Genomic DNA, 17,387 nt, shown 5'->3' on the forward strand with positions numbered 1-17,387 from the left:
GTCGCAATCCCAAAACCGCTACGCGTTTTTGGGCGACGGGCATCATTCGAGCAGCAGCCGGCCGAGATGGACCGGCAGCACTTCGGCGCGATACCAGGCGCTGGCGACCGGATCGGTAATCGGCGTTGTGCCTTCGTTTGCCACAGCCAGCGCCGGCGCGATCTCATCAGGCGTCAGCCTGCAGCCAAGCAGCGCCTTCTCGGCCGCTCTGGCACGCATCGGCCGGTCGGCCATGCAGCCAAGTGCGATCCGCGCGGCGGTGACCGTGCCGTTGTCTATCCGCTGCAAGAGCGCGGCGATGCTGAGTACCGAGACGCCCTTGGGCTTGACCCGTGACACTTTGAGAAAACGGAAGCTCTCCGCGCGGGGTAGGGCGAAGGTGACGGAGGTGACGATGGAACGGCTGGCGTCGCGTCCGGCCAGGAAGGTCTCGATCGGCACTTCGCTATCCTCGGTGGCGACGTTCGCGTCCAGCGCAAGCAGCGCGACGGCGAAGTCGCCGTAGGGCGCAGGCGCGAAGAGATTGCCGCCGACGCTTGCCATGTTGCGGATCGCCGGGCCGCCGACGGCGCGCACGGTGGGCGCAAGCCAGGCGAGTTCCGGATGGCGGGCAATCGCAGCCATGGTGACGGAGGCGCCAAGGCGAACCTTGCCGCCGGAAACAGCGATCGCCGACAGTGACGGTTCGGTGGCGCGGACGAGGCTGGAGACAGAGACATCGCCTTCATTGGCGGCGCGCACGACCAGCGTGCCGCCGCCGAGATAGCGCGTGCCGGCGGCCTGCAGTGCAGCGTTCGCGTCCTTCACCGTCGGGAATGTCTGGAGGGCAAGCGCCATGGCACGCTCCTTGGCTCAGCTTTGGCCGGCGAAATGGCTCTTCAGCGCGTTGAAGCCGCCCTGGAAGACATTGGCGCCCATGCCTTCGGCGAGCTTGTCGGCTTCCTCGGGAGCGGCGTCGAAGCTCGCGCTCCATTCGGCAAAGGTGCGGTCGCCGTCGGTGACACGTCGCAACTGCAGCGTCGCCTTGTGATTGGTGATCGGCTGCGGGGTCTCGAGGATGGAGTAGCTGACCAGAAACTTCTCGTCGGAGAAGTCGAGCAGCTTTTCGCGCAGGCGGGCGCCGCTGACGAGCTGGAAGTTGCGCACGCAGCCAACCGTGCTTGCGTCCTTGCCGTCCTCGATATGGCTTTCGACCATGCGCGGGTGCCAGCCCGGCAGGCCGTTGAAGTCGCGTATCCGCGCCCAGACCTGTTCGACCGGCGCGTCGATGACGCTGGAGATGGTGATTTTCGCCATGGAGCCGTTCCCTTGCGGATGCGTATGGCGGGAAGGGTAGGGCGCACAGGCAGCCGGCGCTTATCAATGCGTCTTGAGTGCCTATCAATCAGTCTGAAAATAGACCGAAACAGCCAGGGCCGCTCAAGCCATCGCCCGCGCCGCCTCGCGATAGAGCGTCGGCGGCACGCCGACATGGTCGCGGAAGAAGCGCGAAAAATTGCCCTGGGTGGTGAAGCCGAGATTGCAAGCGACCGAGATCAGCGGTTCCTGCGACCATTGCAGCTGGCGCACGGCTTCCTCCATGCGCAGCGTGTTCCAGTAGACGTTCGGCGTCAGATTGGTCTGTTCCTTGAACAAGGCGAAGAAATGCGGCCTCGACAGGCCGACGCTGCGGGCCACGTCGTCGAAGGAGATGCGTTCGCAGACATTGGCCTTCATCAGCTGGATCGCCTTGCGGACGCGGAAATCCTGCATGGTGTTGACGCGGCCACGCGCCACATGCGGCGCCGAGGCGTCGGCGGCGTCGAGCACGCTGTCGATGAAGCGCTCGATCTCGTAATTGGCGATGTCGTCGATGCTCTCATTGTCGCTGAGATGATCGAGCAGGTGCGCCGCCGCCTGGTGCAGCCACGGCTCCAGCGTGATCGCGGCCTGCGCGAACAGCGGCGCCGACGAGGGCAGGTCGCGGCGCCGGCGGGCCCAGTCGGGATCGATGTAGAAGGCGAGGAACAGGCCCGGCCTGCCGTCATGCGACAGGGCATGGCTGTGCGGCTGGAACGAATTGATGCCGGCGGCGGTGTCGGGCCCGAGCCGCACCGTCTCGCGGCCGATGGTCATCTCGCCGGCCGTGCCTTCAAGCCAGATGATCAGATGCGCCTCGACATGGGCATGGGTGACGAAGTCGTTGGCGACATTCAGGACAGAGACATGTCCGAACCGGCCCCAATAGAGCCTGATCGCGTCCGTCATGAGTATATCCTCCCGCGGGCGACTGGCCTCCCTTCGCCCGCCCGGGGATTGTGCGGCGGGCGTCGGGCGCTCGTCAAGGCGCGTGCGCTAGGTCTCACAGGCGCCTTGCGCCGCACGGGCGGATTTTCAGACTGAGCGATAGGAGCCGGATCCGGTCCGGCCTAGTCGCTGCGCCTGAAATTGCGGATACGGTCGAACAGGACCGCGAGCAGGATGGCGCCGCCGATGAAGGTGCCTTGCCAGAAGGCGTTGATGCCGAGCAGGCCAAGGCTGTTGCGGATCACCTCGATCAGCGCCGCACCGACGATGGCGCCGAAGGCGGTGCCGACACCGCCGGCGAGATTGGCGCCGCCGATGACGGTGGCGGCGATCACCTGCAATTCCATGCCGGTGCCGATGTTGGTGGTGACGGCGCCCAGCCAGCCGGTCTCGATGATGCCGGCAATGCCGGCCGCGAGCGCCGAGATCATGTAGACTGCGACCTTGATCTGCTTGACGGGAACACCGGTGAGCGTCGCCGCATGCTCGTTGCCGCCGATGGCGAAGATGTGCCGGCCGAACTTGGTCCAGCGCAGCGTGAAGCCGGTGATCAGCGCCAGAAGGATCATGTAGAGCACCGGATTGGCGATGCCGAACACCCAGGCGCCGCCGCCCAGCGCGAGCAGCTTGTCGTGGTCCGGACCGAACTGGAAGACGACCGTGTTGTTGGAGGCGACCATAGCGAGGCTGCGCGCGATGGACAGCATGCCGAGCGTCACCACGAACGGCGGAAAGCCGAGATACGCGATCAGAATGCCGTTGAAAGCGCCGATGACGAGCGCTGTCAGGATGGTGGCGAGGATGCCGACTTCGATGCCGTAGCCGGCATGCATGGTGACCGCCAGCACCATCGAGCACAGGCAAAGCACCGAGCCGACCGACAGGTCGATGCCGCCGGTGATGATGACGAAGGTCATGCCGAGCGCGACGATGGCGACGAAGGTGATGTTGCGGGTGATGTTGTAGAGGTTCTTCTGCGTGGCGAAGGCGTCGGTGGCGAAGGACAGGAACAGGCAGGCGAGGATCACCGCGATCACCACCCAGAAAGTCTGGCTGCCGAGCAGCCGCGACATGAAGGTGTGCTGCTTCTGCGCGATCGTCTGGTCAAGGGTGACTGCCATTATCGACCTTTCCTGCCGGGCCGCGCCAGCACCGTAAATTCCGGGGTTGCCGTGCTCATGCGACCTGCTCGATAGCGCCGGTGATCAGACCGGTTACCTCCTCGGGCGAGCTGGACGCGATGGTCTTGTCGGCCACTTTCCTGCCGCGCCGCATGACGATGACGCGGTCGGCGACGTCGAAGACGTCGGGCATGCGGTGGCTGATCAGCACCACCGCGATGCCCTGGTCGCGCAAATGGCGAATCAGGTTCAGCACTTCGGCGACCTGGCGCACCGAGATCGCCGCGGTCGGCTCGTCCATCAGCACGATCTTGGCCTGCGACAGCATGGTGCGGGCGATCGCCACCGCCTGGCGCTGGCCGCCCGACATCTGCTTGACGAGATCGCGCGGGCGGGTCTCGGACTTCAGTTCGGCAAAGAGCTGGCCGGCGCGCTTGTACATGGCGGCATAGTCGAGGATGCGGAACGGACCGACGCCCCTGCGCAGCTCACGGCCGAGATAGACATTGGCGGCGGCGGTCAGGTTGTTGCACAGCGCCAGGTCCTGATGGACGATCTCGATGCCGTGCTGGCGGGCCTCCGCCGGCTTGTGCAGGACAAGCTCCTTGCCGTCCAGCTGCATGTTGCCATGGCTCGGGCGGAAATTGCCGGCGATCATCTTGACCAGCGTCGACTTGCCGGCGCCGTTGTCGCCCATCAGGCCGACGACCTGGCCAGGCTCGATCGACAATGACACGTCGTTGACCGCCTGGATGGCGCCGAAATGCTTTGAGATGTTGGTGAGTTCGAGAACCGCCACCAGCGTTATGCCTCCCTGTTGCGGCCTGCGGTTCTGCCGCGGCCTCGCTCTCCCCAGCTCCTCCCCGGGAACGGCGATTTCGCGCATTTACGCTAATGCTCATGCAGGCGTCAATCAATTGTCGGACGAATTGAAGACATGTTTTACCAAAAATCCGTTTTGTAGGACAAATAGCAATTGACGTTGGCCGCAAGCCGATATTAGCTAAGCATCGGAGGAAGATCATGCCGATCTTTGGACCCGGCTGGGCGGGCGGAATCGGCGGGCGCGATACCGGTCCGGGACTTGGCGGCAGTTCTCGTCAGCGCGGTTCGGTATTGCATCTGGAAATGCTTATCGACCTGGACTGGCGGGGCACGAGCGCTCGTGAAACGATGCTCTGTTTTCGCGCACCGGGTTGATCTGCGTGGCGGGCACGCCGTGCCCGTCTGTTTCAAGGGAGGACTGATATGAGGAAATCACTTTTGCTCGCCGCTGCCGCCGTCATGGCGTTGGGCGCCGGGCCGGCACTGGCCAAGAAACAGCTCGTCATTGTGGTGAAGGGGCTCGACAACCCATTCTTCGAAGCCATCCACCAGGGCTGCGAGAAGTGGAACAAGGAAAACGCCAGCTCGGAATATGAATGCTTCTACACCGGCCCGGCATCGACTTCGGACGAGGCCGGCGAGGCCCAGATCGTGCAGGACATGCTGAGCAAGCCCGACACGGTGGCGATGGCGATTTCGCCTTCGAATGCGCCGCTGATCGCGCAGACGATCAAGACCGCCAATCCCTCGATCCCGATCATGACGGTCGATGCCGACCTTGCCAAGGAAGATGCGGGCCTTCGCAAGACCTATCTCGGCACCGACAACTATCTGATGGGCAAGAAGATTGGTGAATACATCAAGAAGGCCAAGCCCAATGGCGGCAAGATCTGCACCATCGAGGGCAATCCGGCGGCCGACAACATCCTGCGCCGCGCGCAAGGCATGCGTGACGCGCTGTCGGGCAAGGACGGTCTCGCCGCGCTTGCCGGCGAAGGCGGCTGGACGGAAGTCGCCGGCTGCCCGGTGTTCACCAATGACGACGGCGCCAAGGGCGTGCAGGCGATGACCGACATCCTCGCCGCAAATCCCGACCTCGACGCCTTCGGCATCATGGGCGGCTGGCCGCTGTTCGGCGCACCGCAGCCCTATCGCGACCTGTTCAAGCCGATGGCCGACAAGATCGCCAGCAACGCCTTCGTCATCGGCGCCGCCGACACGATCGGCGACGAGGTGGCGATCGCCAGGGATGGACTGGTGACCGCGCTGGTCGGCCAGCGGCCGTTCGAAATGGGCTACAAGGCGCCGTCGGTGATGATCGACCTCATCGAAGGCAAGAAGGTCGACGACCCGGTCTTCACCGGTCTCGATGAATGCACCAAGGACACGGTCGACACCTGCATCCAGAAGTAGGTCTCGATCTCGGGGTGCCCTTCGAAGGGCGCCCCGTCACTTCCCTCAGGGACAAGGACAGGCAGCGTTGTCGGGGCGGCAGTCTCCGGATTTGACGCGCCCATAGGTCGGCGAAGGCATCCGCGGGCGCGGACAATTCCGGACAGTTTCCACGCGACGGACTGACGATGCCGGAACGCCGATGCCGGACGACAAATCAAGAAAACGCTCTGCCGGGACCACGGCCAGCCATCCACTTGTCGCTGTTCGGCGACCGGAGATGGCCTGGAACCCGGGCTCGAGCGTGCATGCCTCGCTTGCCAGCGAGATCGGTCTTCGGATCGTGCGCGGCGACTATCCGCCGGGCACCATCCTGCCCAACGAGGCCAAATGGTCGGAAACCTTCAACGTCAGCCGCTCGGCGGTGCGCGAGGCGATCAAGATGCTGATGGCCAAGAGCCTTCTGGCATCACGCCCCAAGATCGGAAGCTGGGTGGAGCCGAAGGAACGCTGGAACCTGCTCGACCGCGATGTGCTTGCCTGGTACGCGAGCGCGCCGGACCGCGAGCTGTTCCTGAAGACGGTGCAGGAATTCCGCCACATCATCGAACCGGAAGCCAGCGCCTTCGCCGCCATGCGCAGGAGCGAGGAGCAGATGGCCGAGATCAGCCAGGCCTGCCGCGAGATGGGGGCTGCCACAAACCTGCAGGAGCGCACGCGCGCCGACACGCGCTTTCACCTCGCCATCCTCAGGGCATCGGGCAACGAGCTGCTGGTGCCGCTCGGCGTGCTGATCGAATCGGCGCTCGACCATTTGTTCGTCTTCGTCACGCGCGAGCACAGCGACCAGCGGCGGGCGCAGTCGTTGCACGAGGCCATAGAGAAGAACATCCGCCTCAAGCGCCCGGCCGCCGCTCGAACCGCCGTGCACCGGCTGCTGGCCAACACCGACGAGGTCATCGAGCGGTCGCGGCGGTGACGCGAGGCCTTCCCGACTTCAAATCTTCTGCTTCACGCCATCTTTTGACGGCATCAGGTCGACGCCGTTGACCTTGCCGATATGGGTCGCCAGCATCGGCACGAACTGCTCGGCCGGGCCGGCGGCGAAGGCGCCGGCAAAGGCGTTCTTGGTGGCGTTGCCGAGCGGGTTGGCGATGCCGGCGGCGCCCGCCATGGATTCCAGATAGGTAAGGTCCTTGAAGGCGTTGGCGATGGAGAATTTATGCGCGTCCCGGTCGCCCTCCAGCGTCCACCGCATGAAGGTCTGGTAGAAGGGGCAGTCCATGCGGCCGTTGCGGATGACGCTGTCGAAACGCGGCGGCGAGATGCCGACCTTCTCGGCCAGCGCCAGCGCCTCGGAATAGATCGCGGCGTAGCCCAGCGAGATGAAATTGTTGAGCAATTTCATGCGGTGGCCGTCGCCGGTGTCGCCGATATGGACGATGCGGCCGGCCCAGGTCTCGATCACCGGCTTCACCCTGTTGAAAACCGGGTCGGGCGCACCGACCATGGCGTCCAGCGTGCCTTCCCAGGCCTCCTTCGGCGTGCGGCTAAGCGGCGCGTCGACATAGTCGACGCCGAGCGCCTTGAGTTCGGCAGCCAGCGCCACCGTCGAGACCGGATCGGAGGTCGAGCAATCGACGACCACCGCGCCTTGCCTCAGGCCCTCCTTCAGGCCGCCGGGGCCGCGAATGATGGCTTCGACCTCGCGCGAGCCGGTGACGCAGATGAAGACGATGTCGGATGATGCCGCCACCTCGCGCGATGTCGCCGCTTCTGTGGCGCCGCGACCAGCCAGGTCATCCGCCGGTTTGCGGTTCTTGCGGCCGAGGAAGGTCAGCGGATAGCCCTTGTCGACGATATTCTTGGCGATGCCGTGGCCCATCAGGCCCAAACCGATAAAGCCGATCCTCTCTCGCGCGGCGGTCGTGTTCATGTGCGTCTCGTCCTGTCTGAAAATTATCGATAATTGCGCTGCCGTTCTTGCCGCATGCGCTCGCGGAATGCAATATTGTCCGACAATACACATAGTCCCCAAGCGATGTGGAGAGCGAAATGACGAAGCGGATCATGTTCACCGGTGGCAGCGGCAAGGCGGGGCGTCATGTCGTGCAATATCTGGTCGAGCATGGCTGCCAGGTGCTCAACATCGATACCAAGCCGCTCGACAATCCCAAGGTGCGCACGCTGATTACCGACATCACCGACAGCGGCCAGGTTTTCAACGCGCTGTCGAGCTATATGGGCCTGCATGAGTTCGACCCGTCGCTGCGTCCGCAGCCGGTCGACGCCGTTGTGCATTTCGCCGCCATCCCGCGCATCATGATCACGCCCGACAACGAGGTGTTCCGTATCAACGCGATGGGCACCTACAATGTCATCGAGGCGGCGGTGAAACTCGGCATCCGCAAGGTGGTGGTTGCGTCCAGCGAGACGACCTACGGGCTGGTCTTCGCCAACGAGCCGCGCGATCCCAAATATTTCCCGCTCGACGAGGAGTACGACGTCGATCCAATGGACAGCTACGCGCTGTCAAAGATCGTCAACGAAAAGACGGCGCGCGCCTTCGCGCAGCGCAACGGCACCGACATCTACGCCTTGCGCATCGGCAACGTCATTGAGCCGCATGAGTATTCGCTGTTCCCGAAATGGTTCGCCGATCCGGGCTTCCGCAAGCGGATCGCCTGGAGCTATGTCGACGCCCGCGACCTTGGCCAGATCACGCTCCGCGCCATCGAGAAGGACGGGCTCGGCTATCAGGTGTTCAACGCCGCCAACGACGACACCTCGTCCGACCTGCCGACAGCGGAACTCCTGAAGCGGTTCTATCCGAACGTGCCGGTCAAGGAGGAGTTCGGCGAATACGAGACGCTGCTCTCCAACCGCAAGGCGCGCGACCTGCTCGGCTTCCGTCCGGAGCACAGCTGGCGCAAATACGTCAAAACGGCATGATGGGGCGCAAAGCCGTGGCTGATCTGTGCACAGCCGCCGGCTTTGCGCTCCATCAGCCTTGCCGTGCTTGACAGGGTCCGAAATCCGGACTTTCTGGGGCAGATGCGGAACGGGAAGCCGAACAAGGAAAAATCACCGGAGCAGGCGGCGTCCGCCGAGCGCCAGGCCGCCATTCGCCGAGCCGATGCGCCGCGCATTCCGGGATCGAGCGTGCATGCTTCGCTGGCCAGCGAGATCGGCCTTCGGATTGTGCGCGGCGACTATCCGCCGGGCACCATCCTGCCCAACGAGGCCAAATGGTCAGAGACCTTCGACGTCAGCCGTTCGGCCGTGCGCGAGGCGATCAAGATGCTGATGGCCAAGAGCCTTTTGGCATCGCGTCCGAAGATCGGCAGCTGGGTGGAGCCGAAAGAGCGCTGGAACCTGCTCGACCGCGATGTGCTTGCCTGGTACGCAACGTCGCCGGACCGGGAGGTGTTCCTGAAAACGGTCCAGGAATTTCGCCACATCATCGAGCCGGAAGCGACGGCTTTCGCCGCGATGCGGCGTACCGAAGAACAGATGGCCGAGATCAGCCAGGCCTGCCGCGAGATGGGCGAGGCACCGACCCTGCAGGAGCGGACGCGCGCCGACACGCGCTTCCACCTCGCCATTCTCAGGGCATCGGGCAACGACTTGCTGGTGCCGCTTGGCGTGCTGATCGAATCCGCGTTCGACCATCTGTTCAGCTACACGACGCGAGAGGTCGACGACCTGCAACATGCGCAGAAGCTGCATGAGGCGATCGAGAAGAACATCCGTCTGCAGCGGCCGGACGCGGCGCGCGCCGCGGTGCGCAAGCTGCTCGCCAACACCGATGACGTCATTAAATCGAGATAGACGACGCGACCCGAGCGAAATCAATCGTCTCGCTCGCGGCCGAAAGCGGCGCGCAACTCGTCCTTGGCCTTCTCCAGCACTCGCTTGCGTTCCGCCGGCAGGTTGCTGCCGGCACGGTTGATGTAGAAGTTCAGCATCGACATGGCAGACTGGAACGGCTCGGCCTTACGCCGGTCGCTGTGCTCGGCCGATCGCTTGAGCGAGGCGGCGATCTTCCTGGCGTCGTCGGATTCGAAAATATGCTCTTCGAGATCCAGCGCGTCGCTGTGCCCGGTCACCTCGGCCGACCATTTTCGTTTCGCGGTCATGGCACCACTCCTTTCGTGACGGAAACTCAACGCGGCGATGTCTGTTCCCGCCGGATCCTGGTTTCTGGAGCGACGGATTTGCCTGTCGTGGCGCTGCTCGATGCCTGCCGATGGGCCGAATAGTGGAGCCGAACCGCTCGCTCCCAAGAACACCGCGGACAGGAAACGCCTTGGCCACCACCTTCTCCAGCAGCGCCCAGAGCCCAGACATCGACAGCGCCTATGCCTGGATGCGGCTCGCCATCTCGGTGGTTCTGGCAACGATCGGAGGTGTCGGCATGTGGGCGGTGGTCGTGGTGCTGCCGGCGGTGCAGGCGGAGTTCGGCGTCGACCGCGCCGCGGCCTCGATGCCCTATACCGCGACCATGGTCGGCTTTGCCGCCGGCAATGTGCTGGTCGGCCGCGCCATCGACCGGATGGGCTACTGGATCCCGGCGCTGGTCTCCGCGACGGCGCTCGGCGCCGGTTTCCTGCTCGCCTCGCTCACCAGTTCGATCCTCGGCTTCACCCTGGTCCAGGGGCTTCTGATCGGCGTCGGGACGTCGGCGATCTTCGGTCCGCTGATCGCCGACATCTCGCATTGGTTCAACCGGCGCCGCGGCGTCGCGGTGACGGTGGCGGCATCGGGCAATTACCTCGCTGGGGCGGTCTGGCCCTTCATCATGCCGACGATCATGAGGGCGGAAGGCTGGCGCTTCACCTATGCGGCGATCGGCGTCGTCTGCCTGCTCACAATGGTGCCGCTGGTGCTGATGCTGCGGCGCGGCGCTCCGCATGAAGCGATGGCCGGCACTGCCGGCGGCCGTCCGGTGCGGCCGATCTCGCTGTCGCCGGCGGCGCTGCAGGTTCTGCTGGTCGTCGCCGGCTTCGGCTGCTGCATGGCGATGTCGATGCCGCAGGTGCACATCGTCGCCTATTGCATGGACCTCGGTTATGGCATGGCGCATGGCGCCGACATGCTGTCGATCATGCTGGCGGCGGGCGTCGCCAGCCGCATCGGCTCGGGCTTCCTTGCCGATCGCATCGGCGCGGTGAGGACGCTGCTGCTCGGCTCGGTGCTGCAATGCCTGTCACTGCTGTTCTACATCCCCTTCGACGGGCTTGCCTCGCTCTATGTCGTGTCGCTTGTCTTCGGCCTGTCGCAAGGCGGCATCGTGCCCTGTTATGCGATCATCATACGCGATTACATGCCGGCAAGGGAGGCTGGACAGCGCGTCGGCATCGTCATGATGGCGACCATCTTCGGCATGGCGGTCGGCGGCTGGATGTCGGGCTGGATCTACGACCTCACCGGCTCCTATGCCGCGGCCTTCCTCAACGGCATCGCCTGGAACCTGGTGAATCTGGCGGCCATCCTCCTCCTGATGTGGAAGGCCCGGCGCAGTGCCCTGGCGATGGCCTGATGGCGGGCCGCACGGTGCCGGTCGCTTGACAAGGGCGGCAGGCTGCGCGACGCCAGATGGCGCGGCGAGGGACTGGCATGGCGATACCGACAAACACCATCGTTTCGCGGCCCAGCCTGGCTGATGGCGCGGCATCGAGGGCAGGGCGGTGATCAAGCCGCGCTCGCGCCGCGGCGGCGGCCGCCCGACCATCGCCGACGTGGCGCGCAAGGCCGGCGTCGGCGCCATCACCGTATCGCGGGCGCTGCGCGAACCGGGGCGGGTTTCGGAAGACCTGCGCCGCCAGATCCAGGCCGCCGTCGACGAGCTCGGCTATGTTCCCGACCCGAACGCAAGGGCGCTGGCCTCGGCCCGCGCCGAGGTGTTCGGCGTGTTGGTGCCGTCGCTCACCAACAACGTTTTCGCCGAAGTTGTGCGCGGCATCTATGACAGCCTGTCGGACAGCCCCTTCCGCATCCAGCTCGGCAATACCCACTATTCCGGCCTCGAAGAGGAGCGCCTGCTGCAGGTGTTTGCCCCGCAGCGTCCGGCGGCGTTGATCGTGGCCGGCATCGACCAGACTCCAACCTCGCGCCGCCTGCTGGAGACTGCCGGCTGCCCGGTGGTTCAGGTCATGGAGACCGGTCCCGATCCGGTCGACATGCTGGTCGGGTTTTCCCATTTCGACGGCGGCCGGGTGGCGAGCGAGCACCTGGTCGAGGCGGGCTACCGGCGGATCGGCTTCATCGGCGCCCGCATGGACCCGCGTTCGCAGCGGCGTCTGGCCGGCTACCGCGCCGCCATGGAAGCGGCGGGCCTGTTCGACCCCCGGCTGGTGACGACCACGCCACTGCTGTCCAGCGTGACGCTCGGTCGTGAGCTTTTTCGCGATGCGTTGGCCAAGATGCCGGCGCTCGACGGGATATTCTGCAACAATGACGATATCGCGCTTGGCGTCCTGTTCGAATGCCATCGCGCCGCTATCGCGGTTCCGAAGACCATCGGCATCGTCGGCTTCAACGATCTCGACATGATGCAAGCAGCGTTTCCGTCGGTCACCAGCATCCGCACCCATCGCTATGAAATCGGCCGCCAGGCAGTCGCCATGGCGCTGGCGGCGATCGCGGGAGAGAGGCCGCGACAGCGCGTTGTCGACCTCGGCTTCGAGCTGATGCGCCGCGAGAGCACAGCACGTTGAAACACGCAGAAGCGACTGTGCAAATGCCGGTTTACACTGCGTCATGGTAGCGCTACCAATTGTTTCGTGCGGAAATTCAAAGCAAGGCCAGCGTCTGTTTATTATATATAAGCGACAGCTCATGCTTGTTTATTATGTATAATATGCTAGCTTTGTTTTCTCCTTGAGGGAGATGGAGGAGGGGGCATCGGGTGGCAAACCGCCACCCTGGGTAGGCGTCATGGGGCAAGGCTGGAGGGCTTCGCCGGATGTGGACGGGCGCCAGAACCACGCAGCATCAGGCAGAACTGCAATCGGGAGGAATATCGATGATCAAGTCACTTGTTGGTGGCATCGTTGCCGCCACTGCATTCGTTATGCTGAGCTCATCGGCGATCGCCGAGCCGGAAATCGTCAAGGGACCGGCCGCGGAGCCGGACTGCTTCGCGCCGTGGGCAGCCGATACCCAGTTCTTCAAATTCCCCAAGAAGGAGGGCCCGTACCGCATCGCGCTCGCCAACGGCTATATCGCCAATACCTGGCGCATCCAGATGATCCAGACGGCCAAGGCCTATGCCGCGCAGAAGGACGTCGCGGCAAAGCTCAAGGAATTCAAGGTCGTATCGACCGGCGAGGATGTGCCGGCGCAGATTTCGGCGATCAACAACTTCATCGATTCCGGCTTTGATGCGGTCGTCGTCAATGCGCAGAACCCGACGGCCTTCGGGCCGGTGATCAAGCGCGCCAAGGAAGCCGGCGTCGTTCTTGTCGCCTTCGACAACATCCTCGACACCAAGGATGCCATCAACGTCAATGTCGACCAGAAGGGCCTCGGGGAACTGTGGGCCAAGTGGCTGATCAGCCATATACCCGATGGCGGCAAGATCCTGGAAGTACGCGGTGTTGCCGGCACCTCGGTCGACACCGATCGCCACAATGGCATCCATGAGGTCCTGGACGCTTCGGGCAAGAAGTGGGACGTCACCGAAGTCGCCGGCAAATGGGATGATCCGACAGCGCAGAAGGTCACCGCCGACGCCATCGCCACCAACGGTCCGTTCGTCGGCATCACCGGCCAGGGCGGCGACACCGGCATCGTACAGGCGATGATCGATGCAAAGCATGCTTTCGTGCCGTTCGGCGGCGAGACCGAAAACGGCTTCCGCAAGTTCTGCGCGGCGCACGCGGCCGATGGCCTGAAGTGCTCGTCGGCCGGCACCGGCCCCGCCCAGGTGGCGGTCGCTATCAAGACGGCGATCTCCGCGCTCGAGGGCAACGTCGTGCCGCAATCGGTGAAACTGCCGCTGGCGATCGTCGAGGATCCGAACTTTAAGGAAGGCCAGGACTACTTCCCCGATCAGTCCGACAATTTCTTCGTCGGCAATTCCTTCCCGACCTGCGGGATCAATTTCACCGCGCAGGAAATCATGGGCCAGACCAAGGAAAACAAGTAGTCTGACCGGCCGGGGCGGTGGGCATCTCCCGCGGCTCCGGCTGCTTGCCATCTGTCGATAGAAATTGCCTCGGAGGGCTGATGGACGGCGCGGTTCCGCTCTTTCGCATGGAAGGCATATCCAAGCGCTATGGCGGCGTGCGTGCCTTGGAAAAGGCCGAGCTGACGGTCACGGCCGGTAGCATCCACGCCATTCTCGGCGAAAACGGCGCCGGCAAGTCGACACTGATCAAGGTGATGGCCGGGGTCGTCGCGCCGGACGAAGGCCGCATGATGCTGGACGGTCGCGAGGTGAGCTTCGCCTCGCCGGCGGCGGCCAACCAGGCAGGCATCGTCTGCATCTTCCAGGAACTGTCGCTGATACCGGAACTCAGCGTCGCCGACAACATCGTCATCTCCGACCCGCCGAAACGTTTCGGCCTGATCGACCGCAAGGCGCAGCGCCGCATCGCCGAAGAGGCGCTCGCCCGCGCAGGTGCTTCCGACATCCATCCGCTGGGGCTGGTGAAGGATTTGCCGCTGTCGCGCCGGCAGATGGTCGAGATCGCCAAGGCGCTGGCCCGCAAGCCGCGCATCCTGATCCTCGACGAGGCGACCTCGGCGCTGACCGCGACCGATGTCGCCAAGATCTTCGGCGTGCTGAAGAGGCTGCGGGAAGAGGGGCTGGCGCTGCTCTACATCTCGCACCGGATGAACGAGATCGCCGAGCTTGCCGACCAGTGCACCGTCTTCCGCAACGGCCGCAACGTCGCCAGCTACGCGGCTGGCTCGAAGAGCGACAGCGAAGTCGTCGAATTGATGATCGGACGCGAATACAGCCACATCTTCCCGCCGAAGCCGGCGCGGCACGCCGCCGCCGTCCCGGTGCTGGAGGCACGCAACCTGTGCTGGACCGATCGGCTGGACAATGTCTCGCTCACCGTCGGGGCGGGCGAGGTCGTCGGCCTCGGCGGCCTCGACGGTCAGGGCCAGCGGGAGTTGCTGCTTGCCTTCTTCGGCGTGCTGCGCGGCCTTGCCGGCGAGATCCTGGTCGACGGCAAGGCGGTTTCCATCGCCAGTCCTTCAGCCGCGCGTGACGATCGCATCGGCATGGCGCTCATCCCCGAGGACCGCAAAACCGAGGGGCTCATGCTGCCGATGACGGTGCGCGAGAACCTTTCCTTCGCGGCGCTCGACCGACTGTCAAAGGCTGGCGTCATCGACCGCGCGACCGAGCAGCGGCTGATCGACGACATGGTGGAGCTGCTCGCGATCAAGACCGCTGGCCTCGACATTCCGGTCGGCGCGCTGTCGGGCGGCAACCAGCAGAAGGTCGTCATCGCCAAATGGCTGATGCGGCAGCCGCGCATCGTCCTGCTCAACGACCCGACGCGCGGCATCGATGTCGGCACCAAGCAGGAACTCTACCAGTTGATGCGCAAGCTCGCCGACGCCGGGGCCGCGATCCTGTTCTATTCGACCGACTATGACGAACTGATCGGCTGCTGCGACCGGGTGCTCGTGCTCTATGACGGCGCGGTCAAGCGCGAGCTGGTCGGCGCCGAGATCACCGAGCATGCGCTGATCGCCAGCGCGCTCAATATCCACGGCGAGGGCGCCGGTCCGATGCAGGGAGAGGGCGCATGAAGGGGATCGCAGCGTGAAGGATTGGCGTTACTGGCTGGCCGAGCAACGCGGAACGCTGCTCGCACTCGGTATCTTCGTCGCCATGTTCGCGATCTACAGCGCGAACCACCCGGCGGGCTTTACCGCCAATGTCGTGCAGACGGCCGCCAACAAGGGCGTGCTGCTTGCCTTCGTCGCCATGGCGCAGACCCTGGTGGTGATCACGGCCGGCATCGATCTATCCGTCGGCATGATCTTCACGCTGACCAATTGCCTGGCTTCCTGGCTGGTGATCGGCACCGGCCTCGAGACGGCCTTCGGCGTCGTCGCGGTGCTCGGCACCGGGCTCGTCTGCGGCGCCATCAACGGCGCCATCGTCATCTATGGGCGGCTGCAGCCGATCGTCGCCACCATCGCCACCGGCGCCGTCTATTTCGGCCTCGCACTGCTGCTGCGGCCGTTTCCGGGCGGTTCGGTCAATGAGGACCTTGCCGATTTCCTGACCGGGCGCTTCTTCGGCGTCGCGCCGGCGAGCCTGGTCGCGCTGGCGGTCGTGGTGCTGATCGTGTGGGTGCCGTTCAGCCGCTCGGAGCTTGGCCGCGCGGCCTACGCCGCCGGCTCCTCGGAAACCGCCGCCTACATGTCGGGCGTGCCGATCCGGCGCGGGAAATTCGTCGCCTACGCGCTTGCCGGGCTGCTTGCCGCGATCGGCGGGCTGTTCCTGACCTTCTTCACCTATACGGGTGACGCCGCCTACGCCAGCGGCAATGCCTATACGCTGTTTTCGATCGCCGCCGTCGTGCTCGGCGGCGTTTCGCTGTTCGGCGGCAAGGGCAGCGCCATCGGCGCGATCTTCGGCGCGCTCGCCTTCCGCACCATTGGCGACCTTTTGTTCGTCTTCGATTTCGATCCGCTCTGGCAACCGCTGTTCCAGGGCGTCATCCTCCTGATCGCGGTCAGCCTCGGCGCCTTCGCCCTGTTCAGGGTCCGCAACCGGCTGGAGTGGTTCCTGTGAGCGAAACGACCATCGGCGGCATCGCCGGGCGCATGCCGAAATTCATCCGCCGCGCCGATCCGGCTGTTATCACGGCCTTCGCCTGCATAGCGCTGCTGCTGTTTCTCGGCAGCCTCTATTCGCGCAGCTTCCTGTCGCCGGAATATCTCTTGCAGCAGCTCAAAGTGGCGTCGTTCCTCGGCGTCATTGCCACCGGCATGATGCTGGTCATCCTGCTCGGCCAGATCGACCTGTCGGTGCCGTGGTCGGTGGCGGTCGGCGCGATGATGGCCGCCGCGGCCGCGGCCTACGGTCCGGTCGGCGTGGCGCTTGCCATCCCGTTCGGCATTGTCTGCGGCATCGCGATCGGCGTCGTCAACGGCATCGGCGTCGCCTATCTGCGCATCCCCTCGATGATCGTGACGCTGGCCACCAACGCCGTCGCGCAAGGGCTGATGGTGGTCTACACGGGGGGCTTCTCGCCGCAGGATTCGGCAACGCCGGCCATGCGCTACCTGGCGACCGGCTTTGCCATTCCGGCGGTGCCCAACGCCGTCATCATCTGGGCGCTAATCGGCGCGGCCATGGTCTTCGTGCTGACCCGTACCGGCTTCGGCCGCGCCGTCTACGGCATCGGCAACCGTGAGCGCGCCGCCTATCTTTCGGGCATCGACACACGCCGCGTTGTGATGGTCGCCTTCGCGGTTTCGGGCGGACTCTCGGCCTTTGGCGGCGTGCTTTTGGCGGGTTACGCTTCGAAGGCGGCGCAGTCGATGGGCGATGCCTATCTCTTGCCGTCGATCGCGGCGGTGGTGCTCGGCGGCACCTCGATCCTTGGTGGACGCGGTTCCTATCTGGGCACTGTCGCCGGCGTCATCCTGATCACGCTTCTGCAGTCCATCCTCTCGGTCATGCAGATGCCGGAGGCAGGACGGCAGATCATCTACGGCGTGGTCATCGTGGTCATGCTTCTGCTCTACGGCCGGGCCCCGGCGAGCCGCTGACCGTGATCG

The 17,387-nt window shown here is 64.7% G+C and carries 18 protein-coding genes; 11 read left to right on the forward strand and 7 right to left on the reverse strand.

What is annotated here, in order from left to right:
* Positions 1–42 precede the first annotated feature (42 nt).
* The 5 genes from EJ073_RS31205 to EJ073_RS31225 all read right to left on the reverse strand — a co-directional run bounded on the left by EJ073_RS31205 (position 43) and on the right by EJ073_RS31225 (position 4,206).
* Positions 43–837: an FAD binding domain-containing protein gene (locus tag EJ073_RS31205; protein ID WP_126059014.1), complete on the reverse strand. Its 795-nt coding sequence runs from the start codon at positions 835–837 to the stop codon at positions 43–45.
* A gap of 15 nt (positions 838–852) precedes the next feature.
* Positions 853–1,296, reverse strand: coding sequence for an SRPBCC family protein (locus EJ073_RS31210; RefSeq protein WP_126059015.1), 444 nt, complete (start codon positions 1,294–1,296; stop codon positions 853–855).
* 123 nt (positions 1,297–1,419) lie between these two features.
* A complete protein-coding gene (locus EJ073_RS31215) occupies positions 1,420–2,247 on the reverse strand; it encodes an AraC family transcriptional regulator (RefSeq protein ID WP_126059016.1) in 828 nt (275 codons plus the stop codon).
* A gap of 161 nt (positions 2,248–2,408) precedes the next feature.
* On the reverse strand, positions 2,409–3,407 hold the full coding sequence (locus tag EJ073_RS31220) for an ABC transporter permease (RefSeq protein WP_126059017.1): 999 nt from the start codon (positions 3,405–3,407) through the stop codon (positions 2,409–2,411).
* A gap of 55 nt (positions 3,408–3,462) precedes the next feature.
* Entirely contained in the window at positions 3,463–4,206 is a 744-nt protein-coding gene (locus EJ073_RS31225; RefSeq protein WP_126059018.1) for an ATP-binding cassette domain-containing protein, read from the reverse strand.
* A 224-nt stretch (positions 4,207–4,430) separates the two neighbouring features.
* Here EJ073_RS31225 and EJ073_RS31815 point away from each other — a divergent pair, with 224 nt between their 5' ends.
* From EJ073_RS31815 to EJ073_RS31235, 3 genes are all read left to right on the forward strand, one after another.
* On the forward strand, positions 4,431–4,607 hold the full coding sequence (locus tag EJ073_RS31815; RefSeq protein WP_189347597.1) for a hypothetical protein: 177 nt from the start codon (positions 4,431–4,433) through the stop codon (positions 4,605–4,607).
* A gap of 48 nt (positions 4,608–4,655) precedes the next feature.
* Positions 4,656–5,645, forward strand: a complete 990-nt coding sequence (locus tag EJ073_RS31230) for a sugar-binding protein (RefSeq protein WP_126059019.1) — start codon at positions 4,656–4,658, stop codon at positions 5,643–5,645.
* A 181-nt stretch (positions 5,646–5,826) separates the two neighbouring features.
* On the forward strand, positions 5,827–6,603 hold the full coding sequence (locus EJ073_RS31235) for a FadR/GntR family transcriptional regulator (RefSeq protein WP_126059020.1): 777 nt from the start codon (positions 5,827–5,829) through the stop codon (positions 6,601–6,603).
* An 18-nt stretch (positions 6,604–6,621) separates the two neighbouring features.
* Here EJ073_RS31235 and EJ073_RS31240 read toward each other — a convergent pair whose 3' ends face one another.
* Positions 6,622–7,560 carry an NAD(P)-dependent oxidoreductase gene (locus EJ073_RS31240; protein ID WP_126059021.1) on the reverse strand — a complete coding sequence of 313 codons (939 nt, stop codon included), beginning with the start codon at positions 7,558–7,560 and terminating at the stop codon, positions 6,622–6,624.
* 119 nt (positions 7,561–7,679) lie between these two features.
* Here EJ073_RS31240 and EJ073_RS31245 point away from each other — a divergent pair, with 119 nt between their 5' ends.
* Together EJ073_RS31245 and EJ073_RS31250 are read left to right on the forward strand one after the other, a co-directional pair.
* Entirely contained in the window at positions 7,680–8,576 is an 897-nt protein-coding gene (locus tag EJ073_RS31245; RefSeq protein ID WP_126059022.1) for an NAD(P)-dependent oxidoreductase, read from the forward strand.
* 102 nt (positions 8,577–8,678) lie between these two features.
* Complete coding sequence (locus tag EJ073_RS31250) at positions 8,679–9,455, forward strand: FadR/GntR family transcriptional regulator (protein ID WP_126059023.1); 777 nt, start codon at positions 8,679–8,681, stop codon at positions 9,453–9,455.
* Positions 9,456–9,475: 20 nt separating this feature from the next.
* Here the strand turns inward: EJ073_RS31250 and EJ073_RS31255 are convergent, their stop codons facing one another.
* Complete coding sequence (locus EJ073_RS31255) at positions 9,476–9,763, reverse strand: DUF3175 domain-containing protein (protein WP_126059024.1); 288 nt, start codon at positions 9,761–9,763, stop codon at positions 9,476–9,478.
* Positions 9,764–9,993: 230 nt separating this feature from the next.
* On the opposite strand from EJ073_RS31255, the gene EJ073_RS31260 reads away from it, so the two are divergent.
* From EJ073_RS31260 to EJ073_RS31285, 6 genes are all read left to right on the forward strand, one after another.
* Positions 9,994–11,166 (forward strand): MFS transporter, encoded by a 1,173-nt coding sequence (locus EJ073_RS31260; protein ID WP_126059411.1) that lies wholly within the window; start codon positions 9,994–9,996, stop codon positions 11,164–11,166.
* A gap of 148 nt (positions 11,167–11,314) precedes the next feature.
* Entirely contained in the window at positions 11,315–12,343 is a 1,029-nt protein-coding gene (locus tag EJ073_RS31265) for a LacI family DNA-binding transcriptional regulator (RefSeq protein WP_126059025.1), read from the forward strand.
* Between the two features lie 308 nt (positions 12,344–12,651).
* The gene (locus tag EJ073_RS31270) at positions 12,652–13,776 is read left to right on the forward strand and encodes a sugar ABC transporter substrate-binding protein (protein WP_126059026.1); all 1,125 of its coding nucleotides are present in this window, start codon (positions 12,652–12,654) and stop codon (positions 13,774–13,776) included.
* Between the two features lie 80 nt (positions 13,777–13,856).
* Positions 13,857–15,401 carry a sugar ABC transporter ATP-binding protein gene (locus tag EJ073_RS31275; RefSeq protein ID WP_126059027.1) on the forward strand — a complete coding sequence of 515 codons (1,545 nt, stop codon included), beginning with the start codon at positions 13,857–13,859 and terminating at the stop codon, positions 15,399–15,401.
* 13 nt (positions 15,402–15,414) lie between these two features.
* On the forward strand, positions 15,415–16,395 hold the full coding sequence (locus tag EJ073_RS31280; protein ID WP_126059028.1) for an ABC transporter permease: 981 nt from the start codon (positions 15,415–15,417) through the stop codon (positions 16,393–16,395).
* A complete protein-coding gene (locus EJ073_RS31285; protein ID WP_126059029.1) occupies positions 16,392–17,378 on the forward strand; it encodes an ABC transporter permease in 987 nt (328 codons plus the stop codon). Before EJ073_RS31280 ends, EJ073_RS31285 begins: the two co-directional genes overlap by 4 nt.
* The last annotated feature ends 9 nt before the right edge of the window (positions 17,379–17,387 follow it).

It is taken from the genome of Mesorhizobium sp. M4B.F.Ca.ET.058.02.1.1, from assembly GCF_003952505.1.
Lineage (GTDB): Bacteria > Pseudomonadota > Alphaproteobacteria > Rhizobiales > Rhizobiaceae > Mesorhizobium.

Coding starts and splice junctions, on each gene's coding strand:
- EJ073_RS31205 (WP_126059014.1), bottom strand. CDS start 837: ATGGCGCTTGCCCTCCAGACATTCCCGACGGTGAAGGACGCGAACGCT.
- EJ073_RS31210 (WP_126059015.1), bottom strand. CDS start 1,296: ATGGCGAAAATCACCATCTCCAGCGTCATCGACGCGCCGGTCGAACAG.
- EJ073_RS31215 (WP_126059016.1), bottom strand. CDS start 2,247: ATGACGGACGCGATCAGGCTCTATTGGGGCCGGTTCGGACATGTCTCT.
- EJ073_RS31220 (WP_126059017.1), bottom strand. CDS start 3,407: ATGGCAGTCACCCTTGACCAGACGATCGCGCAGAAGCAGCACACCTTC.
- EJ073_RS31815 (WP_189347597.1), top strand. CDS start 4,431: ATGCCGATCTTTGGACCCGGCTGGGCGGGCGGAATCGGCGGGCGCGAT.
- EJ073_RS31230 (WP_126059019.1), top strand. CDS start 4,656: ATGAGGAAATCACTTTTGCTCGCCGCTGCCGCCGTCATGGCGTTGGGC.
- EJ073_RS31235 (WP_126059020.1), top strand. CDS start 5,827: ATGCCGGACGACAAATCAAGAAAACGCTCTGCCGGGACCACGGCCAGC.
- EJ073_RS31240 (WP_126059021.1), bottom strand. CDS start 7,560: ATGAACACGACCGCCGCGCGAGAGAGGATCGGCTTTATCGGTTTGGGC.
- EJ073_RS31245 (WP_126059022.1), top strand. CDS start 7,680: ATGACGAAGCGGATCATGTTCACCGGTGGCAGCGGCAAGGCGGGGCGT.
- EJ073_RS31250 (WP_126059023.1), top strand. CDS start 8,679: ATGCGGAACGGGAAGCCGAACAAGGAAAAATCACCGGAGCAGGCGGCG.
- EJ073_RS31255 (WP_126059024.1), bottom strand. CDS start 9,763: ATGACCGCGAAACGAAAATGGTCGGCCGAGGTGACCGGGCACAGCGAC.
- EJ073_RS31260 (WP_126059411.1), top strand. CDS start 9,994: ATGCGGCTCGCCATCTCGGTGGTTCTGGCAACGATCGGAGGTGTCGGC.
- EJ073_RS31270 (WP_126059026.1), top strand. CDS start 12,652: ATGATCAAGTCACTTGTTGGTGGCATCGTTGCCGCCACTGCATTCGTT.
- EJ073_RS31275 (WP_126059027.1), top strand. CDS start 13,857: ATGGACGGCGCGGTTCCGCTCTTTCGCATGGAAGGCATATCCAAGCGC.